This is a genomic window from Sphingorhabdus lutea (genome assembly GCF_001889025.1).
Classification (GTDB): domain Bacteria; phylum Pseudomonadota; class Alphaproteobacteria; order Sphingomonadales; family Sphingomonadaceae; genus Sphingorhabdus_B; species Sphingorhabdus_B lutea.
In genome coordinates, this window is the sequence record NZ_CP018154.1 from 1078003 (window position 1) to 1104841 (window position 26839).

The 26839-nt window shown below is 46.7% G+C and carries 32 protein-coding genes; 15 read left to right on the top strand and 17 right to left on the bottom strand.

The features are described 5' to 3' along the window. The first annotated feature begins 44 nt into the window (after nt 1-44). Nucleotides 45-1283, top strand: a complete 1239-nt coding sequence (locus LPB140_RS05125) for a tetratricopeptide repeat protein (protein ID WP_072558934.1) — start codon at nt 45-47, stop codon at nt 1281-1283. 108 nt (nt 1284-1391) lie between these two features. Next, a complete protein-coding gene (locus LPB140_RS05130) occupies nt 1392-2474 on the top strand; it encodes a tetratricopeptide repeat protein (protein WP_198024175.1) in 1083 nt (360 codons plus the stop codon). 17 nt (nt 2475-2491) lie between these two features. Here the strand turns inward: LPB140_RS05130 and LPB140_RS05135 are convergent, their stop codons facing one another. From LPB140_RS05135 to trxB, 3 genes are all read right to left on the bottom strand, one after another. Next, complete coding sequence (locus LPB140_RS05135) at nt 2492-3457, bottom strand: DUF481 domain-containing protein (protein WP_072558936.1); 966 nt, start codon at nt 3455-3457, stop codon at nt 2492-2494. Between the two features lie 92 nt (nt 3458-3549). Continuing rightward, on the bottom strand, nt 3550-4503 hold the full coding sequence (locus tag LPB140_RS05140; protein WP_072558937.1) for an endonuclease/exonuclease/phosphatase family protein: 954 nt from the start codon (nt 4501-4503) through the stop codon (nt 3550-3552). A 130-nt stretch (nt 4504-4633) separates the two neighbouring features. Further along, the gene (gene trxB, locus LPB140_RS05145) at nt 4634-5608 is read right to left on the bottom strand and encodes a thioredoxin-disulfide reductase (RefSeq protein ID WP_072558938.1); all 975 of its coding nucleotides are present in this window, start codon (nt 5606-5608) and stop codon (nt 4634-4636) included. A 172-nt stretch (nt 5609-5780) separates the two neighbouring features. Here trxB and LPB140_RS05150 point away from each other — a divergent pair, with 172 nt between their 5' ends. Then, on the top strand, nt 5781-6098 hold the full coding sequence (locus tag LPB140_RS05150) for a 2Fe-2S iron-sulfur cluster-binding protein (RefSeq protein ID WP_072558939.1): 318 nt from the start codon (nt 5781-5783) through the stop codon (nt 6096-6098). On the opposite strand, the gene LPB140_RS05155 is transcribed toward LPB140_RS05150, so the two are convergent. The 3 genes from LPB140_RS05155 to LPB140_RS05165 are packed head-to-tail and all read right to left on the bottom strand — an operon-like array spanning nt 6095 to nt 8639. Continuing rightward, nucleotides 6095-6511: an immunity protein CdiI family protein gene (locus tag LPB140_RS05155; RefSeq protein ID WP_072558940.1), complete on the bottom strand. Its 417-nt coding sequence runs from the start codon at nt 6509-6511 to the stop codon at nt 6095-6097. The genes LPB140_RS05150 and LPB140_RS05155 overlap by 4 nt on opposite strands. 37 nt (nt 6512-6548) lie before the next feature. Further along, complete coding sequence (locus tag LPB140_RS05160) at nt 6549-7826, bottom strand: NupC/NupG family nucleoside CNT transporter (protein ID WP_072558941.1); 1278 nt, start codon at nt 7824-7826, stop codon at nt 6549-6551. Between the two features lie 3 nt (nt 7827-7829). Further along, a complete protein-coding gene (locus LPB140_RS05165; RefSeq protein ID WP_072558942.1) occupies nt 7830-8639 on the bottom strand; it encodes an NUDIX hydrolase in 810 nt (269 codons plus the stop codon). 120 nt (nt 8640-8759) lie between these two features. On the opposite strand from LPB140_RS05165, the gene LPB140_RS05170 reads away from it, so the two are divergent. From LPB140_RS05170 to LPB140_RS12320, 4 genes are all read left to right on the top strand, one after another. Continuing rightward, a complete protein-coding gene (locus tag LPB140_RS05170) occupies nt 8760-9371 on the top strand; it encodes a DUF4126 domain-containing protein (protein WP_072558943.1) in 612 nt (203 codons plus the stop codon). A 262-nt stretch (nt 9372-9633) separates the two neighbouring features. Continuing rightward, nucleotides 9634-12525, top strand: a complete 2892-nt coding sequence (gene uvrA / locus LPB140_RS05175) for an excinuclease ABC subunit UvrA (protein ID WP_072558944.1) — start codon at nt 9634-9636, stop codon at nt 12523-12525. An 11-nt stretch (nt 12526-12536) separates the two neighbouring features. Next, nucleotides 12537-13085, top strand: a complete 549-nt coding sequence (locus LPB140_RS05180) for a hypothetical protein (RefSeq protein ID WP_072558945.1) — start codon at nt 12537-12539, stop codon at nt 13083-13085. Next, entirely contained in the window at nt 13054-13248 is a 195-nt protein-coding gene (locus tag LPB140_RS12320; protein WP_156874144.1) for a hypothetical protein, read from the top strand. Before LPB140_RS05180 ends, LPB140_RS12320 begins: the two co-directional genes overlap by 32 nt. 33 nt (nt 13249-13281) lie before the next feature. Here LPB140_RS12320 and LPB140_RS05185 read toward each other — a convergent pair whose 3' ends face one another. From LPB140_RS05185 to LPB140_RS05200, 4 genes are all read right to left on the bottom strand, one after another. Further along, on the bottom strand, nt 13282-14067 hold the full coding sequence (locus LPB140_RS05185; protein ID WP_072558946.1) for a hypothetical protein: 786 nt from the start codon (nt 14065-14067) through the stop codon (nt 13282-13284). A 101-nt stretch (nt 14068-14168) separates the two neighbouring features. Further along, on the bottom strand, nt 14169-14834 hold the full coding sequence (gene gmk / locus LPB140_RS05190) for a guanylate kinase (RefSeq protein ID WP_072558947.1): 666 nt from the start codon (nt 14832-14834) through the stop codon (nt 14169-14171). A gap of 81 nt (nt 14835-14915) precedes the next feature. After that, the gene (locus tag LPB140_RS05195; RefSeq protein ID WP_072558948.1) at nt 14916-15212 is read right to left on the bottom strand and encodes a hypothetical protein; all 297 of its coding nucleotides are present in this window, start codon (nt 15210-15212) and stop codon (nt 14916-14918) included. Next, nucleotides 15209-15724 carry an SspB family protein gene (locus tag LPB140_RS05200; protein ID WP_072558949.1) on the bottom strand — a complete coding sequence of 172 codons (516 nt, stop codon included), beginning with the start codon at nt 15722-15724 and terminating at the stop codon, nt 15209-15211. The genes LPB140_RS05195 and LPB140_RS05200 overlap by 4 nt, the downstream gene beginning before the upstream one ends. Before the next feature lie 105 nt (nt 15725-15829). Here LPB140_RS05200 and hisB point away from each other — a divergent pair, with 105 nt between their 5' ends. Genes hisB through hisF form a run of 4 tightly spaced genes read left to right on the top strand, consistent with a single transcriptional unit; the run spans nt 15830 to nt 18556 of the window. Then, the gene (hisB, locus tag LPB140_RS05205; RefSeq protein ID WP_072560422.1) at nt 15830-16423 is read left to right on the top strand and encodes an imidazoleglycerol-phosphate dehydratase HisB; all 594 of its coding nucleotides are present in this window, start codon (nt 15830-15832) and stop codon (nt 16421-16423) included. Then, nucleotides 16420-17034 (top strand): imidazole glycerol phosphate synthase subunit HisH, encoded by a 615-nt coding sequence (hisH, locus tag LPB140_RS05210; RefSeq protein ID WP_072558950.1) that lies wholly within the window; start codon nt 16420-16422, stop codon nt 17032-17034. The genes hisB and hisH overlap by 4 nt, the downstream gene beginning before the upstream one ends. Further along, nucleotides 17031-17759, top strand: a complete 729-nt coding sequence (gene hisA, locus LPB140_RS05215) for a 1-(5-phosphoribosyl)-5-[(5-phosphoribosylamino)methylideneamino]imidazole-4-carboxamide isomerase (protein WP_072558951.1) — start codon at nt 17031-17033, stop codon at nt 17757-17759. Before hisH ends, hisA begins: the two co-directional genes overlap by 4 nt. A gap of 17 nt (nt 17760-17776) precedes the next feature. Further along, complete coding sequence (gene hisF / locus LPB140_RS05220; RefSeq protein WP_072558952.1) at nt 17777-18556, top strand: imidazole glycerol phosphate synthase subunit HisF; 780 nt, start codon at nt 17777-17779, stop codon at nt 18554-18556. Between the two features lie 36 nt (nt 18557-18592). On the opposite strand, the gene LPB140_RS05225 is transcribed toward hisF, so the two are convergent. From LPB140_RS05225 to LPB140_RS05250, 6 genes are all read right to left on the bottom strand, one after another. Next, entirely contained in the window at nt 18593-19228 is a 636-nt protein-coding gene (locus tag LPB140_RS05225; RefSeq protein ID WP_072558953.1) for an NrsF family protein, read from the bottom strand. Between the two features lie 15 nt (nt 19229-19243). After that, nucleotides 19244-19768 (bottom strand): sigma-70 family RNA polymerase sigma factor, encoded by a 525-nt coding sequence (locus LPB140_RS05230; RefSeq protein ID WP_072558954.1) that lies wholly within the window; start codon nt 19766-19768, stop codon nt 19244-19246. Then, nucleotides 19765-20229, bottom strand: a complete 465-nt coding sequence (locus LPB140_RS05235) for a DoxX family protein (protein ID WP_072558955.1) — start codon at nt 20227-20229, stop codon at nt 19765-19767. The genes LPB140_RS05230 and LPB140_RS05235 overlap by 4 nt, the downstream gene beginning before the upstream one ends. A gap of 101 nt (nt 20230-20330) precedes the next feature. Next, nucleotides 20331-21077 (bottom strand): HvfC/BufC family peptide modification chaperone, encoded by a 747-nt coding sequence (locus LPB140_RS05240; RefSeq protein ID WP_072558956.1) that lies wholly within the window; start codon nt 21075-21077, stop codon nt 20331-20333. Continuing rightward, nucleotides 21070-21984: an MbnB/TglH/ChrH family RiPP precursor modification enzyme gene (locus LPB140_RS05245; RefSeq protein WP_072560424.1), complete on the bottom strand. Its 915-nt coding sequence runs from the start codon at nt 21982-21984 to the stop codon at nt 21070-21072. The genes LPB140_RS05240 and LPB140_RS05245 overlap by 8 nt, the downstream gene beginning before the upstream one ends. 37 nt (nt 21985-22021) lie before the next feature. After that, entirely contained in the window at nt 22022-22306 is a 285-nt protein-coding gene (locus LPB140_RS05250; RefSeq protein WP_072558957.1) for a BufA1 family periplasmic bufferin-type metallophore, read from the bottom strand. Nucleotides 22307-22616: 310 nt separating this feature from the next. Between LPB140_RS05250 and LPB140_RS05255 the strand changes: the two genes are divergently transcribed. Together LPB140_RS05255 and groL are read left to right on the top strand one after the other, a co-directional pair. Continuing rightward, entirely contained in the window at nt 22617-22904 is a 288-nt protein-coding gene (locus LPB140_RS05255) for a co-chaperone GroES (protein ID WP_072558958.1), read from the top strand. A 70-nt stretch (nt 22905-22974) separates the two neighbouring features. Further along, nucleotides 22975-24630 carry a chaperonin GroEL gene (gene groL / locus LPB140_RS05260; RefSeq protein ID WP_072558959.1) on the top strand — a complete coding sequence of 552 codons (1656 nt, stop codon included), beginning with the start codon at nt 22975-22977 and terminating at the stop codon, nt 24628-24630. A 163-nt stretch (nt 24631-24793) separates the two neighbouring features. On the opposite strand, the gene LPB140_RS12185 is transcribed toward groL, so the two are convergent. Next, nucleotides 24794-25120: a ubiquitin family protein gene (locus tag LPB140_RS12185; RefSeq protein WP_198024176.1), complete on the bottom strand. Its 327-nt coding sequence runs from the start codon at nt 25118-25120 to the stop codon at nt 24794-24796. A gap of 86 nt (nt 25121-25206) precedes the next feature. On the opposite strand from LPB140_RS12185, the gene LPB140_RS12440 reads away from it, so the two are divergent. Together LPB140_RS12440 and LPB140_RS05270 are read left to right on the top strand one after the other, a co-directional pair. Beyond that, nucleotides 25207-25377 (top strand): hypothetical protein, encoded by a 171-nt coding sequence (locus LPB140_RS12440; RefSeq protein ID WP_198024177.1) that lies wholly within the window; start codon nt 25207-25209, stop codon nt 25375-25377. A 60-nt stretch (nt 25378-25437) separates the two neighbouring features. Next, complete coding sequence (locus tag LPB140_RS05270; RefSeq protein ID WP_072558960.1) at nt 25438-26760, top strand: PQQ-dependent sugar dehydrogenase; 1323 nt, start codon at nt 25438-25440, stop codon at nt 26758-26760. The last annotated feature ends 79 nt before the right edge of the window (nt 26761-26839 follow it).

Below are 26839 nucleotides of genomic sequence, written 5' to 3' on the forward strand. Positions count from 1 at the left end.
TTTAAATTACGCCTTATTCACTATAATAATATGGCGGGAATATTATGGGCAGGGCGCAAATAAAATCTGCATTGGCAAAATCAGCATTAGCAATTTTATTAATAATCGGATTTTGCATTACGGCGTTGCTATTTCCCGCCTTTGCACAAACCAATGATGCAGTGTCCATTGCGGCATCCGAAACCTATAAAAAGGGAATAGAGCAATATAGGGTAAAAAATTATTCTTCTGCCAAAAATTACTTTCAGCAGGCGTGCACGGCAAATTATGGCCTTGGCTGTTGGGGTGTGGGATATTTGGCGGAAAAGGGAGAGGGAGAGGCCGTAAACCATGCAAATGCACGCGAAGCCTATGCCAAAGGGTGCAATATTTCAGATGAACTTTCCTGTTCTTATTTAGGGTTAATGCAATTTAATGGGCGTGGCGGGCCAAAAGATTATACGAGTGCACGGTTAAATTATCAAAAAGCATGCAATGGTAAAAAAAACCAAAAACGCGGCTGTCATAATTTGGGTTTAATTTACGAATTTGGCCATGGAACGATAATCAATTTATTTGAAGCAAGAAAATTATATGAAAAAAGCTGCAACCTTGGCGATGCTGAGGGATGTTGGCGTGCGGGCGGTTTCTACAAAGAAGCAAAAGGCGGTGCTGAAAATTTAACTTTATCCCGTAATTTATTTGAAAAATCATGCAATGGTGATTTTAACAAGGGATGCGGTGCAATAGGGTTTATGTATGAAAGGGGAATTGGCGGTGCCATAAATATGCCTATGGCACGGCAATATTATGCAAAATCCTGCGATTTGAAAGCCAGCGAAGGATGTTTTAATTTTGGTATATTGTTAAAAGAACAAGCTGTCACTGCTGATGAATATGAAAAAGCAAGGGCTAGTTTTAAACAATCATGCATATTAAAATATTATACCGCCTGTGCGTCCTATTCCGAAATGATGCGGTATAGCAAATATGGGCCGGTCAATCCGCAATTGGGATATACATATGCACAAATCGGCTGTGATATAGGGGAAAAGAAAAGCTGCTTTCAAACTGGATATGCGAAACATAAAGGCATTGGCACTGCGGTGAATATCAAAAATGCATTGGTCGATTATGAAAAATCCTGCGCACAAAATGAAAATACATCCTGTTATAATATCGGTGTAATTTATTATAATGGGGAAGGTGCACCCAAGGATTTGGTCATGGCAAAAACCTGGTTTCAAAAGGCTTGCGATTTGCAGCATGAAGCAGGGTGCGAGGTTTTGAAAAAATATAAATAAAGTTTTTCTTAAAGTGAAATGGAAAAAGGATGGCGAGTCATGATATTAAGACAAAATAGGATGAACAAAGGGCAAAAAATTTCTATCAGCATAATATTGGCGATTATAATGTTGAGTATAGGTCTGCTTGCCTATCCTGCTTTGGCATATGCAGCACCCGCACAATCGGGCACGGCACAGCGCCCAGACATTGATATTTATAATGAAGCACTGGAAAATTTTAAATCAGGCAATTATGCCGCCGCCTATTCCAGTTTTGATCAATTATGCACGGTTCGCAAATATGGGCTTGGATGTTGGGCAAGGGGGTCGATGGAGGAATCGGGCAATGGGCGTACTGCGGATGCGGTAAAGGCACGGGCCAGCTATGCCCAAGGATGCAATATTGGCGATGAGATATCATGTTCAGATTTGGCCGCTATGCAATATAATGGCAATGGCGGGCCACGCGATATTTTTAACGCCAAGGCAAATTATACCAAGGCATGTAATGGGCAAAAAAACCAAAAATCGGGCTGTTATTATCTTGGCACCATGGCCGAAAAGGGCGAAGGGCAGGAGGTAAATCAGAGTTTGGCGCTAAGTTTATTTAAAAAAGCCTGTAATTTGGGTGACCCAAGAGGGTGCAATGATACGGGCCGATTTTATAAAAATGGTTTTGGCGTCGCGATGGACAAAGCGATGGCAGGCACATTTTTCCAAACCGCCTGTAATGGTGATAATAAATATGGATGTTTTAATTTGGCGCAGGCACAAATGAAAGGCGAAGGAACGGCGTTAAATTATGCACTGGCAAAAACAAATTACGAAAAATCATGTAATTTAGGATATGCTGAATCATGCGGTGCACTTGCCTATGTTTTAAGGATGGTGAAATATGGCACGGTTGAATATGCAAAGGCATATCAATTTGCCCGCAAGGGGTGCGACCAATCAAATCCATATAGCTGTTTTCAATCGGGATATTTACAGCAATTGGGATTGGGCATGGCGATAAAAATTGATGGGGCAATTGCCGATTATATTATCAGCTGTAACGGAAAAAATGACACAGCTTGTAATAATTTGGGCGTTATTTACAATTCAGGGCAGGGCGTTACCAAAAATACACAATTGGCAAAAACCTATTACCAAAAATCATGTGATTTAGGGTATAAGGATGCATGCGACCGTGCGGCAGCAATTAAATAAGCTGTTATTATATTGTATTAAAAGCCAACAATCACCGTAACACGTGACAAGGTGTCGGTTTTCTCCCGTCCAGCGGGCGGGTTGGTTTCATGTTTCACCTGATAGGATAGCCTTGCGGTTAAATTATCGCTTAATTTCGCGTCCAATGCGCTTAACGCGGCAAGGCTGCTATTGCCCGATTGAACATAGGCGGAGGCGTCCTGACGAAAAATGATATTTGATGCGATATTGGTTTTAAAATTGGCCGCCGCCAATCCCGCAATGCTGACATCTGAACGGCCATCGGTGAATTTTGTATCGCGCCATGCCGGACCTGCCTTTACATCCAATTGCACGATGTCAGTTTTGATAATCTGATAACCCAAACCGCCGGATAAAGTATATCTTTCCAAGAATCCTTGAAATTTATCGCGTTCAAATTGGGTCAAGCCATAGGCGAATAACCGATCATTGATGACATAATGCGGTTCCAAACCCACAATAATTTGTTCGCGGCTGGTCACGCCATTGCTGCGTTGAAAATCACCCTGTGCGTTAAATTTTAATCGCCAGCTTTTGCTTTCTTTTAATAATTTAATGCCCGCCGATATGCCTATATTTTCGCTATTCCCGCTGGATTGAAATGCGCCAAATTCCCCGCTTCCATGCCAATTTTGGAATAAATTGCCTTTAAGCTTCTCTGCCTTGGCCAATTGGTTTTTTTCCGCTTTGGCGGCCTTATACTCCTCTGCTTTTTTGGTAATATTGGGGTTATTTTTGCTATATTTGGCAATGGCGTCAACGGCGCTTTCATCATCGGCGGCAATGGCAGCATCCAAAATATCCTCTATGCCTTGTTTTTGCGCTTCTTGCCCATTTTCTTCCTTATCCTCGGTGCTATTTTGGCTTTGCTGAGCATGTGCAAGGGGTATGCTATATGAAAATGCGCCCAGACATGCCGATAAATATGCCGCAGAGATGGCCGCTTTGGGGAGAATGTGCATTTCAAATCCTTATGCCGTTTTTTGTACAGCATAAACAATCAGATGAATATTTCAATATTGAAGCAAATGGCTCACCGCCCATAAGGCGCAATTTAACGCTGTTTCCTTTGGATAATTTGGTCCAGCATGATGCCGTCAATGTCGGTGTTTATTTGAATCCATAGGGGCAAATGATCCGATAATTCATATGTAAATGCGCGTTTATCCAAATCGGGGAAAAGGGGTTTATGATCGCTGGCATAAAAATCCAAAACCCCGCCCGCATTGGTAAAATTATCGGGATAACGCGCCAAATGTAATATTTGATCATAACGTTTATTACGCGCCAAATTTGTGCCAAAATCATCGGCGATTAACGCATGGGGTAATTCCAGTCCGGTGGAGGTGATGGCGGCAAACATCGGGTCATTGCGGCTGGGTATATTAAAGTCGCCCATGACGATAATATCCTTATCCTCGGCATGTTTTTCCTTTATTTTTGCGCCGACCCAATTGGCCAGCCCCTGTATTTCGCTCTGTCTTGCCGCTAAGTCATCGCCCCATCGCACATGGGTGGTAAAGGCCAAAAAGTCAAAATTACCCGATTTAAATGACGCGACATAGGGCGCGCGCCACCAGCTTTCGGCGCTTAAATATTCGGTGCCGCGTTTCTTGCGCGGGGGGCTTGCCTCTGCCGCCATGCCGTTAAATCGCACGGTGCGGCTGTCATAAATATAGCATATACGTTCGCGGTTGCCCCCTGCGTCGGGAATGGCATCGGAATATACCGCATCCCAATATGGCCCTAAAATCGGTAAAATCCGGTTTAGGTCGGATAAATTGTCGCGCAGTTCGACCAATCCGACAAAGTCAAATTGGCCGATAATTTCGGCAATATAATGGATGGCGGCATCACTGCGTTTCTTTTTGCCAAATTCGCGAATATTCCATGTCGCAATATTTAATGTTTCATCCAATTTTGACGGGGGAATATTGGCCGCATTGATACGTTTGCGAAGAAGCTTTAACCCTTCGGCAATTTCCAAACTAACATTACCATGAAACATGACTCATCCTCCCCAAAAATATGTGCGTCAAATTAAGAACGCCAAAATATGCGTGGATGCGACCTTTGAAACAAAGCCTATGTGATTATAATATTTGGGTCAATATGGAAAATATTGCGTATAATTTGGGTTAAACCGTCCTGCCATTTGCTTCAATAAAGCGCTCTGCATCCAATGCGGCCATACATCCTGTGCCTGCGCTGGTCACTGCTTGGCGATAAATATGATCCATCACATCGCCGCACGCAAATACGCCCGGCACGCTGGTTTCGGTGGCCTGACCCTCCAAACCGCTACGCACCTTAATATATCCGCCGGCCATGTCCAAATGTCCATCGAAAATCGCGGTATTGGGTTTATGGCCAATGGCAATGAACACGCCGTGCAATATAATATCTTCGGTTGCGCCGGGATTTTCTGCGCCGTCCGTTGCCTTTATCCGCATGCCGGTAACGCCCATATTGTCGCCCAAAACTTCGTCAAGCGTATGATGCCATTTAATGGTGATTTTGCCTTCTTTTTCCCGTTCAAATAAACGGTCTTGCAAGATTTTTTCCGCGCGTAGGGTATCGCGGCGATGCACCAATGTGACATGGCTTGCGATATTGGCCAAATATAACGCTTCCTCCACAGCAGTATTGCCGCCGCCAATAACGGCCACAGGCTTGCCGCGATAGAAAAATCCATCACAAGTTGCACATGCCGACACACCCTTGCCCATAAAGGCCGTTTCCGAAGGCAGGCCAAGATATTGGGCACTTGCCCCCGTGGCGATAATCACGCTGTCTGCATGATATTCGGTATTGCCGCCTTTTAATTTGAACGGGCGGGAGGAAAAATCCACGCTTTCAATATAATCATTGACCATATCCGTGCCAAAACGTTCGGCATGTTTACGCATTCTTTCCATCAATTCCGGGCCAAGCACACCCGCATCATCGCCGGGCCAATTATCCACATCTGTGGTGGTCATTAACTGTCCGCCAACCTCTACTCCGGTGACAATCATAGGGGATAAATTGGCGCGCGCGGCGTAAACGGCGGCGCTATACCCTGCGGGGCCAGAACCAATAATGATAACGGGGGCTGATTTAATTTCGGTCATATTTTTATCCTGCGAATCTATTTTTCCTATGACATAGGAAGCAAAGCCGCCCACGCCAAGACTTTATATGTTTTGATAGGGATATGATTTATTTCAAATAGGCAAAATAATATATTTGCATCATGGGGCAGGGCGGCTATTGCGATAATGTAATTATTTATTGGAGTATATTATGCCGACCATCAATGTCATCGACCGCAGCGGCGCAAAGCGCGAAGTAGAAGCCGAAATGGGCCTCAGCGTGATGGAAGTTATTCGCGATAATGGTTTTGACGAGCTTTTGGCGCTTTGCGGTGGGTGCAGCTCTTGTGCGACATGCCATGTATATATTGATGCGGAATATGCCGATAAAATCCCCGCTATGCAGGAAGATGAGGATGATTTGTTGGAAAGCACCGATCACCGCAATGCGACATCGCGCCTATCCTGCCAAATTGAGGTGTCGGACGCGATTGACGGGATGACGGTGACAATTGCGCCAGAGGATTAATCCTCTGATAAAAAGGTGTTTTGATAAAAAACTTCCCATTCAGGGCCAAGTTCCTCGCGCATTCTGGTGGCCAATGCTTCCCCCCTGCGGTTAAAATGATCATGGGGGAAAAGCGGGCTTTCCTCATATAGAGTATAACCTTCGCTTATATCCTGCCCAAAATATTGATAATCGTGATTCCATCTTTCAATATCGCGGCATAAGGAGGGCGATATGGGCAGGGTATCGGCAATGGTGCTTTCCCCCTCTCCATTGTAAATGCCATAACTGCTATATTCCAACATTATACGCACATAACGAGGGCGTGAATTATATTCATCCCATTGGGCCAAAGTGCCCGGTTCATGGACATAGGCCCTTTCGCCATCCGCGTCTTCACATGCACATGCCCAATGAGGTATTTCTAAAGCCATAGAATATCTATAATATAATTATGAATAATTGAACATATTAAATTGGTGTAATTATACCCACAATCGCCCCCGTCATCATGGTGGCGAAATTACCTGCTATCCAACTTTTGACGCCCAATGCGGCAACCTCTGCCCGCCTTTCGGGGCATAATGTCCCGATGGTGGAGACAAGCAGGCCAATGCTGGCCAAATTTGCCACCCCGCAAAGCGCATAGGTGATGATAAGCATGGAGCGCGGGGGAAAGGCGTCCTTGCCCAATGCAGCCAAATCCAAATAGGCGACATATTCATTTAATATCGCCTTTGTTCCCATTAACGCACCGGCATTGCCCGCATCATCCCACGGCACGCCAATGGCCCACATTAACGGGGCAAATATCCACCCGAATATGCCGCGCAGGGTAATGGGTTGTCCATCAATATGGGGCAGGGTGGCCAAAATTTGGTCGGCCAAGGCGACCAGTGCAAAAACCACAATGATAATGGCAATTACGGCCAAAAATAATTGCATCCCATCCATTGTTCCTTTGATGACGGCGTCAATGCTATTATCATATTTTAGGTCGGCTTCAGGGGGGTGAAAATTATTATTCTCACCTTCTTCATCATTATTGGGCACGATTAACCGCGCGACCAAAATCGCGGCGGGCAGGGATATGATGGAGGCCGCAATCATATGGCCCACGGCATTATCCAATGTTTTTGACAATGTTTGGGCATAAAGGATTAAAATCGCGCCCGATATGGTGGACATGGCCAATACCATAATCATAAATAATTCGCCGCGCGGCATTTTGGCAAAATATGCCCGCACGACAAGCGGCGATTCCACCACGCCCAAAAATATATTCGCCCCACCGGACAGGCCGACAACGCCGCTAACCTTCATGGTTTTTTGCAATGCCCAGCTTAGGCCGCGAACAATGGCGGGCAAAATGCGCCAATGCCAAAAAAGCGCCGCCAATGCGGAAAATACGATAACCAAGGGCAATATTTGAAATGCGATTATCAATGGCGCGGTCTGGCCCTCTTTTACATTAAACGGCAATTCGCCGCCGCCAATATATCCAAACATATAGGATGAACCGACCAATGTCGCCTTTTCCACCGCGCTGACCGCATGATTTGCCAAGGCGATAATATCCCAAATGACGGGCACGCGTGTAATCATAAAGGCAAGGCAAAGCTGAATTGCCAATGCACCCAATATCCACATTTTTTTGGGTTTATTGAAGCGGTTTTCGGATATTATCCATGCAAGGGCAAGGATAAGCGCGATGCCAATCACGCCTTGAAATTGTGTAAAAATATTCATCAATCAACCCCGCATCGCGCTTGATAAATGTTCCTCGGTTACGGGATATCCATGCCCATCGGGGATGCATAGCCATTTGCCATCGGCGCGTTCGTCAATATATGTCATCACCATTTCAACCGGATGGTCCAGCGCATGGGCATTTGCCGCATCAAATACATCAAATTGGGCAAGGCGTTCCAAATTTCGTCTGGTGGGGAAAATAACCTTTATCTCCCCCTTATCCGCCATGTGCAAAGCCTGTTCAGCGCTGCCCCAAAATAGGGATTTATTTTCGGTTGCATCAACCTTTGCCTCCATCGGCACATTGCCGGCATTGATAAGGTAAAAACGTGTATCAAAAACCCGCTTTTCCAATAAGGGTGGCCGCCACCTTGCCCATGGGGTAAGTGACAATATATCGGGTTGCCAGCGCATTTTTGCGCAAATATCGGCAAAGGATATCGCCTCATGCGCCATCGCCCGTGCTTCGGCCACCTGATGCGGGTCATGCGCGCCCACAATGCCAAGGGCAAGGCCCGTTTCTTCCAATGTTTCACGAATGGCGGCCAATCGCGCGGCAATTTCATCCGTAGGCAGGATAAGCGATTGCTGCTTTATTATATGGGAGGCAAAATCAACATCTGCATCATCCACCTTGCCCCCTGGAAATACCGCCGCCCCGCCGGCAAAGGCCATTGATTGCGCGCGTACCACCATTAACAATTCCGATTGATGGCCATGCGGCGCATCACGGTAAATTATTAATGTGGCCGCAGGGATGGCCGGTGGTAAGGGTTCACCCGTTTTGGGGTGCAGGGTTGATATTGTCATGCGAGGAATAAAGCCGATTAAGCCTTCATTATCCAGTTAAATTTTCATCTAAAAAATGATCGCGGCCTTGCATAATTAAACCAATATGTCAGGATGCAGCGATATTGGGGGAGAGGCGATATGGGCTTGATTGAATTATTGGGATTGGCAGGCAGTATCAGCCTGCTTTCAGGATGGCGATTATATTTGACCATTTTTGCCACCGGACTTGCCATGCGTACCGGATGGATTGATTTGCCGCAAAATTTACAAATGCTTTCCGCCTTGGCCAATCCGTGGGTTTTGGGGATAAGCGCATTGGGCGCAATTGCCGAATTTTTTGCCGATAAGGTGGCATGGCTTGATAGCATATGGGATGGGTTGCATACCCTTATCCGACCCATTGGCGGCGCATTATTGGCGCTGGCCGTGGTGGATAGCGGCGATGGCGCGTGGCAGGTTGTGGCATTTTTATTGGGCGGCGGCGCTGCATTTGCCAGCCATGCGACCAAGGCTGGCGCACGCGCGACCATAAATAGCAGCCCCGAACCGGTCAGCAATATTGTTATGTCATCGGCGGAGGATGTGGCCACGGGGGGGTTATTATATCTTGCACTGGCCAATCCGGTGGCAGCGATTATCATCGCGCTTATCCTTACCCTTATAGCGGCGGCGGGGCTTTATTTTATCTATCGCATATTTCGGCGTTTTTCCGCGCATACAGAGATGGGGGATGAGGGCAAACAGAAATAGACACTGCGCGGATATTTATGCTTGTAAATTTATAAATTGGCGATATAAATTTAGAACAAAATAAGAACATAAAAATGATCCTTAATATTGACCCTAATAATATGTAAAATGGGGGCTATATTTATCCATCTGTCCTGTTTGGGAGGTGGGTGCTGTTTTATTTTGTCCACCTGTCCTTTTAGGGCGGTGGACTTTGGCTCTCAATATTGCGAATAGTAAAAAAACTAAATTCTCTTTCATCCAAGGCAGGAAATAATTTTCGATGAGTTTGACACATATTAAAGTGCGCGGGGCACGGGAACATAATCTTCAGGGTGTGGATATTGACCTGCCGCGTGATAAATTAATTGTGATTACCGGCCTTTCCGGATCGGGGAAAAGCTCGCTTGCATTTGATACCATATATGCAGAGGGGCAGAGGCGCTATGTGGAAAGCCTGTCTGCCTATGCCCGCCAATTTTTGGAAATGATGCAAAAACCAGATGTGGAACATATTGAGGGATTATCCCCCGCCATTTCCATTGAACAAAAAACCACCAGCCGCAACCCGCGTTCCACCGTGGCGACTGTCACCGAAATTTATGATTATATGCGGCTTTTATGGGCGCGGGTCGGTGTGCCCTATTCGCCCACAACGGGTGAACCTATTTCTGCCCAATCGGTCAGCCAGATGGTGGACCGTGTGATGCAATTGCCCGATGATACAAGGCTATACTTGCTTGCCCCGGTGGTGCGTGGGCGCAAGGGTGAATATCGCAAAGAATTGGCCGAATGGCAAAAGGCGGGCTTTACCCGTGTGCGGATTGATGGCGAAATTTATGCGATAGAGGACGCCCCCACGCTCGATAAAAAATATAAGCATGATATTGAAGTGGTGGTTGACCGGCTTGTCGTGAAACGCGATTTAGAGCAGCGACTGGCCGATAGTTTTGAAACCGCATTAAAATTGGCCGATGGGCTTGCCTATATTGATTTGGTCGATGCTGTGGTGGAGGGCAGGGAAGAAAATGAATCCACCGGAAAAAATATGAAGGGTGCTGGCTTGCCCGCCAATCGCATTGTTTTTTCACAGCGTTTTGCCTGTCCGGTATCCGGATTTACCATTGCCGAAATTGAACCGCGTTTGTTCAGTTTTAACTCCCCCCATGGGGCGTGCCCCGCCTGTGATGGACTTGGCGAGAAATTGGAATTTGACCCGCAATTGGTTGTGCCGAATGAGGGGCTTACCCTGAAAAAAGGGGCAATTGTTCCATGGGCAAAATCCAATCCGCCCAGCCCATATTATATGCAAGTGTTGGAAAGCCTTGGCCGTGCCTATGGTTTTGATATGGAAACGCCGTGGAATGAGCTTTCGGGCGAGGTGCGTCTTGTCATCCTATATGGCACGGGAGGTAAGAAAATTGAGCTGACTTTTAAAGACGGGCGTAAATCATATAATGTGATGAAGGCTTTTGAAGGCGTTATCGGCAATTTGAACCGCCGTATGTTGCAAACAGATAGCAATTGGATGCGCGAGGAATTGGGCAAATTCCAAACATCTCAACCATGTGAAATATGCGATGGTGCGCGGTTGAAACCGGAATCACTGGCGGTAAAAATAGCCGGATGCCATATTGCACAGCCCACGAAGATGAGCGTGGCCGACGCCCTGCATTGGTTTGGCAATTTGGAGGAGAAATTAACCAGTCAGCAACAACAAATTGCCAAGGCGATTTTGAAGGAAATAAACGAGCGGCTTGGCTTTTTGAACAATGTCGGCCTTGATTATTTGAACCTTGACCGCACGTCGGGCACATTGTCCGGCGGGGAATCGCAACGCATCCGTTTGGCCAGCCAAATCGGCTCTGGCCTGTCGGGGGTTTTATATGTGCTGGATGAACCCAGCATTGGCCTTCACCAAAAAGATAATGACCGATTATTGGCCACGCTGCGGCGGCTGCGCGATTTGGGCAATACGGTGATTGTGGTGGAACATGATGAAGATGCGATACGCACCGCCGATTGGGTCGTGGACCTTGGCCCGGGGGCGGGCGTGCATGGCGGCAAAGTCATGGCCGAAGGACCGCTCAACAAAATATTAAAGGCAAAGGGGTCGATGACCGCCGCTTATCTTAACGGCACGCGCAAAATTGATGTTCCGGAAAAACGGCGCAAGGGCAATGGCAAAAAATTAACCGTCCATGGCGCACGGGCCAATAATCTGCAAAATGTCACCGCCTCCATCCCTCTTGGCACATTTACATGTGTGACGGGTGTTTCGGGATCGGGTAAGTCCAGTTTCACCATAGATACATTATATGCCGCTGCCGCGCGTTCATTAAATGGGGCGCGGGTGATTGCGGGGGCGCATGACAAAATTACTGGATTGGAACATTGTGATAAGGTGATTGACATTGACCAATCGCCCATTGGCCGCACGCCGCGATCCAACCCCGCCACCTATACCGGTGCCTTTACCAATATTCGTGATTGGTTTGCCGGCCTGCCCGAATCTCAGGCACGGGGATATAAGCCGGGCCGCTTTAGCTTTAACGTAAAGGGCGGGCGGTGCGAAACATGCAGCGGCGACGGGGTGATTAAAATTGAAATGCATTTCCTTCCCGATGTGTATGTCACCTGTGAACAATGTAATGGCAAACGCTATAACCGCGAAACATTGGAGGTAAAATGGCGCGGCATGTCCATCGCCGATGTGTTGGACATGACGGTGGAGGATGCGGTTGAAACATTTAAGGCTGTGCCGCCCATAAGAGACAAAATGGCGATGCTATATGAAGTTGGCCTTGGCTATATAAAGGTGGGGCAACAGGCAACTACGCTTTCAGGGGGTGAGGCACAGCGGGTAAAATTGGCCAAGGAATTATCCAAACGCTCCACAGGCAAAACATTATATATTTTGGATGAACCAACCACGGGCCTGCATTTTGAAGATGTGCGTAAATTATTGGAGGTGCTGCACCGCTTGGTGGATCAGGGCAATAGCGTGGTGGTGATTGAACATAATTTGGACGTGATTAAAACCGCTGATTATCTTATCGACCTTGGCCCGGATGGCGGGGTAAAGGGCGGCGAAATCATCGCCGCCGGCACACCGGAACAAGTGGTGAAAGAACCGCGATCCCACACGGGGCATTATTTAAAGGATATGTTGTAGGTTACAAAAATATGTACCGTAAAGAGTTTCGTAATGCTGCTTTAATATTTGCGGATATTAGCACGGATATGACAGAAAAAGGTTATCAACCCCCAATTTTGGTTGGTGGGGCTGCAGTAGAATTATATACGCAAAGTGAAATTGCTACTGGTGATTTTGATGTTGTAACTGGACGACAGAATATTTTTGAAGAAATAATGCTGAAACATGGCTTTGAGCGGCCCAATGGTATTGGCCATTGCTCACCTGCTTGGATTAATAGTAATTTGGCATTGGCATTCGAAGTTGTCGGCAGTCAATTGCTGGATGGCCGAGCGGATAGAGAAAGGATTAAAATATTTAAAGTATCCAAAGGCAGAGAATTTGCTGTAATTTCTCCAGAAGATTTGATTGCAGACCGTATGGGGCAATATGCTTCGGGGACTGCTCCGGAAATGCTGCAGCAGGCATATTTATTGTTTACACTTTCTAAAGACCTTGATTTATATTATATGGATTTAAGGATTCGCTTTGAGACAAATGATGAATATGGAATTGAAGACCTCAAAAAAGAAAAATAAGTCCGTTTCATTTCAGGATTTTGGGCTAGGTTTGGCGCGTCTGCGTGCAGAGAAAGAAGCCGTGCTTCCGTCAATTCAAATTTTAAGAAATAATGGCAAGCGTCGCTCTGAAACCAAAAAAATAATTTTAGAAGCTCTAAATAAAGCGGGTAGTAATTGGTAAATATATTTACTGACTATATGGCAGTAATATTTCTTAATCAACCTTGATATAGCTCGCAATGTCGGTGCCGCGCAGGTATAATGCGCGGTCATGTTCCACGCTGTTGGTTAGGTTGTAAAATGCGCGGGCTTTATCCTCGCTCATCCCCATGTCGCGGTAAAAATTGATATAATCGGCATGGATGGGGTCATTTGCGGCGAAATCATCCGCTTCCATCCCATCTTCATCGCGCCAGCTATGCACCGCAAATTCTGCCTTTGGGTCGGCTTTGCGCGCCGCGCCCGCCAAAAATAATTCCACCCCGCCCGAACGCACCGATCCGCCCGCCGGAACAAAGGTAGTGATGCCGGCTTTCCTAATCATACGGGCAAGGGCAAGATTTGCCTCATCATCCACTGTGCCGCCACATTCGACCATATCAATTTGTTTCAGCGCAGGATAATCGCGCAGCATCGCGGCGAATAAAGCGGGGCTATAGCTGTCCACTTCGCCATTTAATATGGCGCGGTTGCCCGTCACCATGTAAAATGGGCCATATGATTTTGAAATGGGTTTTTCGTGCGAAAAGTCGTTAAAGGCCGGCGCGTCATTATCTTCGCCAAATTGTGTTTCATCGCTGCTATAGGATGTGCTGTCATCCTCTACCCAAATTTCGCTATATTCTTCATAGCTGATATTGGTGGTTAATGATGCCGAAGCGGCGGCGGATTGCTGGCCCAACCCGCCTACAGCAAATGGCGCTAAAATTGCGGTAGATAATGCAATTTTTGCTGCCCTTGCTGTAAATGGCAAAGCAATAATCTGTCTCAGCAACGCCATTTTTTAACCCCTAATTTGTCATTAAGGGGCATTTTACCAAAGGGTGATTATAAAGCAGTAACCCAATATGGCTTAAATCATGTTAACCATATGCAGATATTTTAATCGCGCATCAATTCGCGGGTAAAGCCTATAAGCCCCTTTTGACGGGACCTTTTCAGGCGCTCTGCCTCCAATATATGCTGAACCTTGACGAAACAGCTTTCCACATCGGCATTAATAAGCACATAATCATATCCATCCCAGTGGCCAATTTCGGACTTTGCCCGCGCCATGCGCCCTTCTATCACTTCCTCGCTATCTGTGCCGCGAGAGCGCAGCCGCCGCGCCAATTCATCGATGGAGGGGGGCAGGATGAAAACCCGCACAATATCATTGCCCGCTTCTTGGAAAAGCTGCTGCGTCCCCTGCCAATCAATGTCGAACAACACATCACGGCCAGAGGCAAGCAACGCCTCCACCGGTGCCTTTGGCGTGCCATAACGATGGTCAAAAACATGCGCCCATTCCAAAAATTCGCCATCGGCAACCATTTGTTTAAATGTGGGAACATCAACAAAATGATAATCCACGCCGTCAACTTCGCCCGGGCGGGGCGGGCGGGTGGTGGCGGATACTGACAGGCCGATTTTATCATCGCTTAACAATAATTTCTTGGCCAAGGTAGATTTGCCCGCGCCAGAGGGCGAGGACAGCACAAATAATAGACCGCGCCGGTCCAATATAATATCGCTGGATTTGGATGATATGTTTTTCTGTTCGGCCATATTCGCACCTGCCCTAAATTAACGGGTCTCGTCAAGAGGGAAGGAAGGGAAATATACGAAAAAAATTCCTCTTAGGAAAACTTATTTCGTCTCTAATTTGGGCTGTTTATTTGCTGCTTTTATATCAGCCCTATTTTCAATCATTGGGGCGTCGATATTTGCGTCAGTTTTATCGTGTGAAAGAAGTTGTTTATTTTTACGGGCATCATAAATTGTTTTGCCGATTAACAAACCGCCAATTAACGCCGCGCCAGGCAGTGATTTTGAAGCGATGCGGCCCGCAACCATGCCCAAACCTGCGCCAATAATGCCGCTGCCCTTTGATTTTTGGGCAATGACCGAACCAATAATGGCAGAGGTGATAGGGCGTATTTTCATTTTCTTTTGCCAAAATCGACATTGACGACATTTGACCCACTATCATCTGGTCCCCTGCCATCTGAACTCTGGCCGTCTTTGCTTACGGATGTTTCCGCCTCATCATTTTGTGCGGCCTCATGAGCGCCGGGTTCTTCCACGGCAGCATCAACATGAAATTGCAGGGCAAAGTCAACTGCTGGATCAACAAAGGCGGTTATCGCGGAATAGGGAATATAAAGATGCGATGGAATGCCGCTGAACGACAGGCCAACCTCAAAATGCGCGTCGCCAATTTTTAAATCCCAATATTTATGTTGTAAAACAATGGTCATTTCATCGGGGAAACGTTCGATTAAATGTGTGGGGATGACAACATCTGGTGCCTGTGTTTTGAAGGTGATGTAAAAATGATGATCACCGGGCAGGCCGCCCGCCTCTATATCGCGCAATACACGGCCAACCACGGCGCGAAGTGCATCTTGCACAATATCATCATAGGGAATCAGGCTATCAGGGGTATCTTGTGTCATAATCGCTATTGGTGGACGTTCATCGCCATGAAATCAAGTATGATTTGTGCAAAAAAGGGAATAAGAAATATTGTATATTTATGCGGTCATATTATAGCAAATAATATGAGAACAGCATCTATTGAACGCAACACCAAGGAAACCGAAATTTCCGTGACCGTAAATTTGGACGGAACGGGGGCATATAATGTGTCCACCGGCATTGGTTTTTTGGACCATATGATTGAACAATTATCGCGTCATTCGCTTATCGATATTGATTTGCGGGTAAAGGGCGATTTGCATGTTGACCAACATCATACCGCAGAGGATAGCGCGATTGCCATTGGCGAGGCTATATCAAAGGCATTGGGCGATAAGGCAGGGATTATGCGTTATGGCAATGCATATTCGCCGATGGATGAAACATTATCGCGGGTTGCATTGGATTTATCGGGGCGTCCATATTTGGTGTGGCAGGCCGCCTTTACCCAAGAAAAATTGGGCGAAATGGATACTGAATTGTTCAAGCATTGGTTTCACAGCTTTGCCGATGGGGCAGGGGTGACGCTGCATATCTCGTTAATTCATGGTGAAAATAATCATCATATTGCCGAAAGTATTTTTAAGGGCACGGCCCGCGCCCTGCGCCAAGCGGTGGAAATTGACCCGCGTAAAAATGGCGCAATTCCATCAACCAAGGGGATGTTGGCAAGCTGATGATTGCGCTGATTGATTATGGCGCAGGTAATCTGCATTCGGTGCGTAGCGCATTGGTGAAGGCAGGGGCGGATAATGTCCATATTACCAGCAATGTGGATGATGTGGCGCGCGCGGACAAAATTGTCTTGCCCGGTGTGGGTGCATTTGGGGCATGTGCATCGGCGCTGCGCGCGCTTGACGGGATGGAAGATGCGCTGAACCAGCGCGTATTACATGGCGGCGTTCCATTTTTGGGCATATGTGTGGGCATGCAATTATTGGCCGATGAGGGGTTGGAATTTGGCGGCGCAAAGGGGCTTGGCTGGATTGAAGGAAAAGTGCGCGAATTGGATGGCGATGCGCGCGGCGTGAAAGTGCCGCATATGGGATGGAATGATGTAATTTTATCCACGCAAAATGGCCTAATCCAATCGGGTGAGGCATATTTTTTGCACAGTTTCCATTTTGATGCTGAAAACCCCGCCCATATCATTGCCACCACCGACCATGGCGGTCCATTGGTCGCCGCCGTGGGGCGCGATAATATTTTGGGAGTGCAATTTCATCCCGAAAAAAGCCAGCATTATGGAATTGAATTTTTATCCCGTTTTTTGGAGTGGACCGCATGATTGTTTTTCCCGCAATTGATTTGAAAAATGGCCAAGTTGTCCGTTTGGCAGAGGGTGATATGAACCGCGCCACCATTTATGCGGGAAATCCGGCAAAGCAGGCGGCGGCATTTGCCGCGCAGGGCGCAGAATTTTTGCATGTGGTTGACCTTGACGGGGCATTTGCCGGAAAACCGGAAAATGCCAGCGCGGTTGAGGCGATTATTGATGCGTTTGATGGGCATATTCAACTTGGTGGCGGGATAAGAAATCGTGAAACGGTGGAACGTTGGTTCACCCTTGGCGTGTCGCGTTTGGTTATTGGCACGGCGGCGTTAAAAGATCCTGAATTTGTCAAAGATATGGCACATGAATTTGAAGGCGGCATTGTGGTCGCGGTGGATGCGTGGGACGGATTTGTCGCCACCGAAGGATGGGCAGAGGTGTCCGATATGCCCGTGGTTGATCTTGCCCGCCGATTTGAGGATGCGGGCGTTGCGTCCATTTTATTTACCGATGTGGGCCGTGATGGCATGTTAAAAGGGTGCAATATTGACGCAACGGTCGATTTGGCGCGGCAAATTAACATGCCCGTTATCGCCAGTGGCGGGGTAAAGGGAATTGACGATATCCACATGCTGTCCAATTTCGCGGATGAGGGGATTGAGGGCGTGATTACAGGCCGCGCCATTTTTGAAGGGCGACTGGACCTTGCCACCGCCATTGCAATGGCCGAACGTAATTAACGAAGGGCGTGTAAATTATGACCGTTAAAACACGCATCATCCCCTGTTTGGACGTGGCCAATGGCCGCGTGGTAAAGGGCGTGAATTTTGTAAATTTGGTCGATGCGGGCGATCCGGTTGAACAGGCAAAGGCATATGATGATGCCGGCGCGGATGAGCTTTGCTTTTTAGATATTTCCGCGACCAGTGACGGGCGCGGCACTTTATTGGACATGGTGCGCCGCACGGCAGAGGTATGTTTCATGCCATTAACCGTGGGCGGCGGGGTGCGCAGCGATGATGATGCGCGCGCATTATTATTGGCCGGCGCGGATAAGGTTGCGGTGAACAGCGCGGCGGTTTCCCGCCCCGAATTGGTGGGCGATATTGCACAAAGATTTGGCAGCCAATGCTGTGTTGCCTCCGTCGATGCGCGGCGCAGTATGAAAGAAGATGGCACATGGACCGGCAAATGGGAAATTTTCACCCATGGCGGGCGCAAGGCCACGGGAATTGATGCGGTGGACCATGCATTGAACCTAACCCGCCTTGGCGCGGGGGAATTATTGGTGACCAGCATGGATGGTGATGGCACAAAGGCGGGATATGATTTGGAGTTAATCCGCACCATATCCGATCAGGTGAACATTCCCGTGGTGGCCAGCGGCGGGGTTGGCAATTTGGACCATTTGGTTGACGGCGTGATAAAGGGACATGCCAGTGCGGTGTTGGCCGCATCTATTTTCCATTTTGGCGAATATAGCATCGCGGAGGCAAAGGCCGCCCTGCGTAAAGCGGGAATATCTGCGCGGTCTTAATCGCCCAATATCCCCGTCTTTATTTTGAAATCCATATTACCAACGGATAAGGCGCGGGACGATAATCCGGCCCAATATTGCCGATATGGTAACGGCCAATCCATAATATAGGCCGATATAGGTAATATCGTTAAAAGGGCAGTGCAGATTATACGCAAATCCGCCAAACCCGCCTGCTGCTATTCCGGTTAACCAGCCCGCACGTTCGGGCGACGTTGGCGCACCTTTGCGCAGGTGCAGCACCATGGGCACAGAAATGGCCAGTGCGGAAATTAACGATAATTGCAGGCATTCTGCGCCATATTGCGCCATGCTTGCTGCCACGCCCGGCCCGTTAATGACGGCAAGGACAAGGCCGACAATGGGAAATAACGCCGCCGCGCCCAATGCAATGACCCAGCCATTATTATGCCGTCCCACCGATGGCGATGCCATGGCCAATAATGCATGTGCCGTGACCCCGCCCAATAAAATTAACATGCCGGAACGCAGCAAAAACATGGGCGCTGGTTGCCCCGCCGCCAAATCGCCGCGCATACCTGTGCCAAAAATAATCGCCGCCATAGCAAGAATGACAACAATTGAAATTATGGCAAAACCGGTACGGCGGCTTAACCGCTTAACAGGCCTTAAATCATCAACCAGATTGTCAATAAAGTTAAACTCATTCATGTCATTCACTCTCAATCATTCCGATTCAATCAACGCGGCCATTTTCTTTAACCCGCGATGTACATTTACCTTGACCAGCGCCTCGCTTTGGCCTGTTCGTTCACAGGCATCGGCAATGCTATGGCCCTCAATTTTGGTTAACCTTATCACCTCCGCCTGTGCAGGGGGGATTTGGTCCAATAAACGCGATATGCCAATATTGGCGATAACCACCTCTTCATGGCTATCTTCCCCAATGGTTTCGGGGATTTCATCGGCCGCATGTTTATATTCTTGCCGCAATTTATCGACCCAGCGATAGCGGGCAATGGCGGCCAACCAAGGCAGAAATGCACGGCTGCTATCATAGCTTTGTATTTTTTTATGCACCGACATCAATGTTTCCTGAATTAAATCATCGACCATATCGGGCGCAATTTTTTGTGCATAATATCGTTTCAACCATTTGGCCGTTTCTTTTAATAAAGCCGCATAGGAACTTTTATCGCCCTGCTGTGACTTTATCATCAAATCGCGTAATATACTGTCGCTCGCAATCATGCTGCGTAACTCTTTCTTGATAAAATATGGTCAAGCGAGAATAGGCCGCCACCACGAACAATCAAGGTTAAAGCCATGGCGACCCAAATAATATGTACCTGCCACCATGCATCGGGATAAACAAAAAATTGAATAACCAATGTCATGATTAACAATGCTGTAGCAGAAATCCGCGTGAACAATCCCAAAATTAACAAAATGGGGAATAAATGTTCGGCATAGGTCGCCATATAGGCGGCAATATCAGACGGCAGGGGGACGCCTGCATATTCCTCCTCAAACAGGAATGTCGTGGTTTCACTTAGCTGTAGCCAGCTTCCTTCCTCTACCTTTGTTCGGCCCGAACGCCAGAATATGCCCGCCAAGGCAACACGCACAAATAAGAGCATCATCGCCTCTGGCACGCGGCCAGATATAAATGCCGCAAATTGATGGTAGCTATTTTGAATTTTATGTATCATCTTATATTCCCTGAATATTTAATCTCTATATATTGATATTCGGGGGAAGGGATGAATAGGTTACAATTATGTAATTTTATTTTATTGCGACTTAAAAATATTTATGGCTCAATCGACAATATCTGCATTTGGATAATGTCAATTAAAATGGGCAGGGGGTCATTAAAGCCCATTTCCTGAATAATATGGGATAGGATATTTTCAATTTTCGTTCCCTTATCAATCATGTTAATTAACTGGTATTGAACATGATTTAAGGGGATAAACAGCAGCTGTTCATGGGGGCGGTGAACGGCGATTGCCGCAACATCTGATGCGCTCATATCACCCAATATTTCATGCAAATCACCATGTAATGGCGCGTTGAGCGGGATTTGGAAAAATGAATATGTCGTTCGCAACATGGCCGATAATAGGCCCGCTTCGTCAAACCGGCCCAATTGTTCCAATGTTAAAATGTCATCGGCCATGGCATGATAGCTTTTGAGCCAGGCCCATTCAATTTTGGCCAGATCGATGATGGCAATATCTTGCCCTTCTTCCTGCAAATAATCTGCAAAGCCATGTCCAATATCGCCATTATGACATATGCGTATATGCGGCAGTTCAATATATTTTCGCGAAATTTGGTTGAAATTATCTTCGCCCATCGCTGTGCGGGTCATGGGGAAAGTTTCTTCCAATGCCACCAACCGCGCATGGTTGATGGTGTTGGCATGAGCCATTAAGCCCAAAAATACGCGGTCTATTGGCCCTTTATACAGGCGTTCATCAATGCTATTTGGCCCTAAATTGATGCTATTGACAATATTGTCCAAAATATATTTGAAATTGGGCGGATTATCCATTTTGGCCAGCCTGTTGCTTATTAACTGCCTGCTCTATAATGCGCCGCGCCTTTTTCACTTCATCCATTAAAATATCATATTGCGGGATATTATTATCCCATTCAATCAATATGGGGCAAGGAGGTGATTTGGACAGATAATATGAAAATAAATCCCAGCAATCATCATTGGGCGCGCGGCCATGATCGTCAATCAATAATGGGCCGCTATCATGATGTTCGACAAAATGGCCGGCAAGGTGGATTTCGCCGACATGTTCGGGATTGATTTGGCCCAAATATTCATAGGCACTTAATCCCAAATTTTTGCAAGACACATCCACATTATTTATGTCCAATATCATGCCGCATCCGGAAAGCTGACATAATATATCCATAAAGGTGGTTTCATCCATTTCATCATGGGTAAATGCCAAATAACGTGACGGATTTTCGATTAAAATTTTGCGGCCAAGCTCATGCTGCACAATATCAACCTGCGCGGCAAAATGCGTCAGCATTTCGGCGGTATAGGGGATGGGCAGTAAATCGGCAAAACGATCATGGGCATTGCCTGAAAAACTTAAATGGTCCGAAACGCTTGCGGGACTATATCGCGCGCAAATTTGTTTTAATCTGCGCAGTTCCTCGCGGTCAACGCCATCTGGAGAACCAAGGGACAGGGCGACAGAATGAAAACTTAATGGGTAAATTTCGGCAATGGCGGCTAGCCAATTATGTGACGGGCCGCCACCCCATATACCATGAGGGCCGATATAATTTTGCGGATGAAGCTCCACCCATGCGGGTGAGTATATGACCTTATTTGATTCCGAGGAATGTTGGAGAAGGTTATCATAATGGTCTGGTTTTAAACCAATCCCCACATCATGTGGCAGGGGGGCTGGATTGGTTAATTTGCTTTCCATATGATCGGTGGGCTTCATCTACAAAATTACTTAATTTTTATTTTTTTGGCTTTGGCGCCATATTGCCGGCTTTTGCTTTTAATGAACCGCCCATTTTAACGCAGCTGCCTTTTGCTACATATTTCCATGCATTGCCTTGATAATCAACGGTGGATGTTCCTGCACAGCTTGTGCCTGGACCGGCGGCGCAATCATTTTTACCTTTTAATGAAACGCCATAGCATTTTTCCTTTGCACCGGCGGCAACCGCAGGGGTTGAAATCAATGCTGCGGCAGCGGTTAAAGAAGCAGCAGCGGCGGTAATTTTCAAAATATTATTCATGTTAATCTCCAAAAAAAAATCTATTTATAATCTTGCCATCATCGGCGCAAATTACGCATCCATTTATGATGTCATAAGGGGTTTCGTGGATAATGAGAAAAAGGTTACAAATTTTCTTTGAAAAAATATTTTTTTTATCCCTGCTGGCCCTTGACCTTTATTTTTAAAACGCCATATGGGCGATGTTAGCACTCGATATGATAGAGTGCTAGTTTGAAATCAACATATTGTTTTTGGGGCGGTATCGCAGAATTTTTCGCGTTAGCGCATCCAAAATCAATGTATAACCTATTGAAAGAAAGGCACGTATATGACATTTCGTCCATTGCATGACCGCGTTCTTGTTCGCCGTGTAGAAGCAGAAGAAAAGACCGCTGGTGGAATCATTATCCCTGATAGTGCGCAGGAAAAGCCACAAGAAGGTGAAATTGTTTCCGTTGGAACAGGCACAAAATCAGAAGACGGCAAAGTCACGCCGCTTGATGTAAAGGCCGGCGACCGCGTGTTATTTGGTAAATGGTCAGGCACCGAAATTAAAGTCGGTGGTGAAGACCTTATCATCATGAAAGAAAGCGATATTTTGGGGATTTTGGGATAATTTATTCCATATAACACGCATATTTCATGCCGTGTAACCAAAAAATAGTTTAAGAAAAAGGAAATTTAATATGGCTGCTAAAGACGTAAAATTTGGCCGCGACGCGCGTGAACGCATTCTTCGCGGTGTTGATATTCTTGCCGATGCGGTAAAGGTAACATTGGGACCAAAGGGCCGTAATGTTGTTTTGGATAAAAGCTATGGCGCACCGCGTATCACCAAAGATGGTGTGTCGGTTGCCAAAGAAATCGAATTAAAAGATAAATTTGAAAATATGGGCGCACAAATGGTGCGTGAAGTTGCTTCAAAAACCAATGATGTCGCAGGCGATGGCACCACCACCGCCACCGTTTTGGCGCAGGCAATTGTTCGTGAGGGCATGAAATCTGTCGCAGCGGGCATGAACCCAATGGATTTGAAACGCGGTGTTGATTTGGCCGTTGCAAAGGTTGTTGAAAATCTAAAAGGTCGTTCAAAAGCAGTTGCAGGCACCAATGAAGTGGCGCAAGTTGGCGTTATTTCTGCCAATGGCGATACCGAAGTGGGTGAAAAAATCGCCGAAGCCATGGAAAAAGTTGGCAAAGAAGGTGTTATCACTGTTGAGGAAGCAAAGGGCCTTGAATTTGAATTGGATGTTGTTGAAGGCATGCAATTTGATCGTGGTTATTTGTCACCATATTTCATCACCAACACCGAAAAAATGCTGACCGAACTCGACAATCCTTATATCCTTATCCATGAGAAAAAGCTGACCAATTTGCAGCCTATGCTCCCCATTTTGGAAGCAGTAGTGCAAGCTGGCCGTCCATTGTTAATCATTGCCGAAGATATTGAAGGCGAAGCATTGGCGACGTTGGTTGTTAATAAACTTCGCGGCGGTTTGAAGGTTGCTGCGGTAAAAGCACCTGGATTTGGTGATCGCCGTAAAGCAATGCTTGAAGATATTGCCATCCTTACCAAAGGTGAAATGGTATCTGAAGATTTGGGCATTAAGCTTGAAAATGTAACCGTTGGCATGTTGGGTCAGGCAAAACGCGTTACCATTGATAAAGACAATACCGTTATTGTTGATGGTGCGGGCGATGCGCCAGCAATTAAAGCACGTGTTGAAGCAATTCGCGCACAGGTTGAAAATACCACTTCTGATTATGACCGTGAGAAATTGCAAGAACGTCTTGCCAAATTGGCAGGCGGCGTTGCAGTCATTAAAGTTGGCGGCGCAACCGAAGTTGAAGTGAAAGAGAAAAAAGACCGTGTTGACGATGCATTGCATGCGACACGCGCGGCTGTTGAAGAAGGCATCGTCCCTGGCGGCGGTACTGCGCTTCTTTATGCGACAAAATCTCTTGAAGGTTTGACCGGCGCAAATGATGACCAAACACGTGGTATCGACATTGTTCGCCGTGCGCTTCAGGCACCAGTTCGCCAAATCGCAACCAATGCCGGTTTTGACGGCGCGGTTGTTGCTGGCAAATTATTGGAACAAAGCGATGAGAATTTCGGATTTAACGCATCGACCGATGTGTATGAAGATCTTGTCAAATCAGGCGTGATTGACCCGACCAAGGTTGTTCGTGCAGCATTGCAAGATGCCGCTTCTGTTGCCGGTTTGTTAATCACCACCGAAGCTGCCGTTGCAGAATTGCCCGAAGATAAATCAGCACCTGCAATGCCCGATATGGGCGGCATGGGCGGTATGGGCGGCATGGGCGGAATGGGCTTCTAAGCCTTTTTCCACCACGCTAGCGCGTAAAAATATGGCCGGAGGGAGCAATCTTTCCGGCCTTTATTTTGGCCGGCATTATTTTGGCCGGCATTATTTTGGTCGGTCATTTTTGCGGGAATATATTTGGGCATATATTTTTATGGCCGCCCCATAATTTGGATATTTAATGAATAGTGCCAAATGTGACCTTGTTGGACAGAATGATGATAAGTCGTTCAATTTGCCGCCAACGGGCAAATAAAATATAATTGCCCAAATCGCGATATTTATGGGCGCGTTCATTTGCCTCTACGCTTGCCAACATGCCCATTTCATCAATTAATGATTGCGCGATAATGGCGTCTTTGGATTGCACAAATATAGGCAGGTTGATTGACAAATTTTTTCCCCATTTTATTTTTATGACGCCAATTTGGTCAAAATATATTGGCGTATTTTTTGTGTAAAAATATGTATAGCGCGGCAATATGGACGAACATTCAACTTTCATGGTTATTAAAAAGTTATTTTTATTCGGACCATATTTATGCGCAATAGATACTTGCATATTCGCCATATCGCGCACATTATAACATCATGGAAAATGACAAAACAAAACAACCATTGGGCGGCGGAATTTTTATTGCCATTGGCATGATATTGGGTGCTTTTATCGGCATATATTTTGGCCAGCCGACAATTGGTTTTCTCTCCGGAATGGCTTTGGGCTCTATCATTGCGCTCACCATGTGGAAAAAAGGCAAATAATCTATCTCATGACTGCGCCTATCATTATGGATGGCCGCGCCATGAATAAAGGGGCATAAAATGTGGAAACATATTCGTAATCTTTCAATTTTGGTCATTATATTGGCCCTGATTTTTGGATGGTGGTTGACCCGACCCGATGTCGCGCAATATAGCACCGCCGATTTAAGCGGCGAGCGGCCCATTATTGGCGAGGCGCGTGAACAAACATTTCCCACCATAAATGTCGCCAATGTTGATAGGTGGAAAAAGGACGAATCCCCCATCGTGGCCAAGGGATTGACCGTGACCAGATTCGCCGATGATTTGGACCATCCACGCAATATTATCGTGCTGCCCAATGGGGATATTTTGGTTGCCGAAACCAATAAACCACCTGCGGATGGCGGCGGCTTAACCGGCATGATGGCCAGATATTTAATGGGCAAGGCTGGGGCGGGCGTGCCATCGGCCAACCGCATCACCTTGTTGCGCGATGCAAATGGCGATGGCGTGCCAGAGGTGCGCAGCAAATTTGTTGACGGGTTAAATTCCCCATTTGGCATGGCGGTTGTGGGTGATAATTTTTATGTCGCAAATACCGATGCTATTTTGCGTTTTGATTATAAAGAGGGCGATACTGCCCTGTCTGGCAAGGGTGAGGAAATTTATAAATTAAATGCCACCGCGCCCAACATGCATTGGACACGCAATTTAATCGCCAGCCCGGACGGCAAAAAATTATATATTGCCGTGGGTTCAAACAGCAATATTGGCGAAAATGGCATGGATAGCGAAAAAGGCCGCGCCATGATTATCGAATATGATTTGGAAAAGAAAAAGGCGGGAACTTATTCATCCGGCCTGCGCAACCCTGTTGGCATGGATTGGGATGCAGAGGGGCAATTATGGACCGTTGTCAATGAACGCGACATGCTTGGCTCTGACCTTGTCCCTGATTATTTGGCCGCAGTTGAATTTGCCGCTGATTATGGCTGGCCACATCATTATTGGGGTGGGTATACCGATTATCGTGTGCAGCCCGAAATGCCGGAAAAACGTCAATATGAACGCCGTCCTGATTATGCGCTTGGCGCACATACTGCGCCGCTTGGCATTGCTTTTGAAAAATATGGCCTGCTTGGCGCCAATTATGCGGGCGGTGCATTTATTGCGCGTCATGGTTCGTGGAATAGAGAACCTGCCGCAGGTTATGATGTTGTTTTTGTCCCGTTTAAGGCGGGCAAGCCAGTGGGCAAGCCAATTGATATTTTGACCGGATTTTTGGATGAAAATGGCAAGGCAAAGGGCCGCCCAACCATTGTTGCCATGGCCAAGGATGGTAGTTTATTGGTCAGCGACGATGTGGGTAATATTATCTGGCGGGTATCAAAGTCGAAATAATTACCGCCATAATTTTGGATAAAATAAAGGCCGCAGATAATATCATATCGCGGCCTTTTTTATGTGTAATGCAATTATT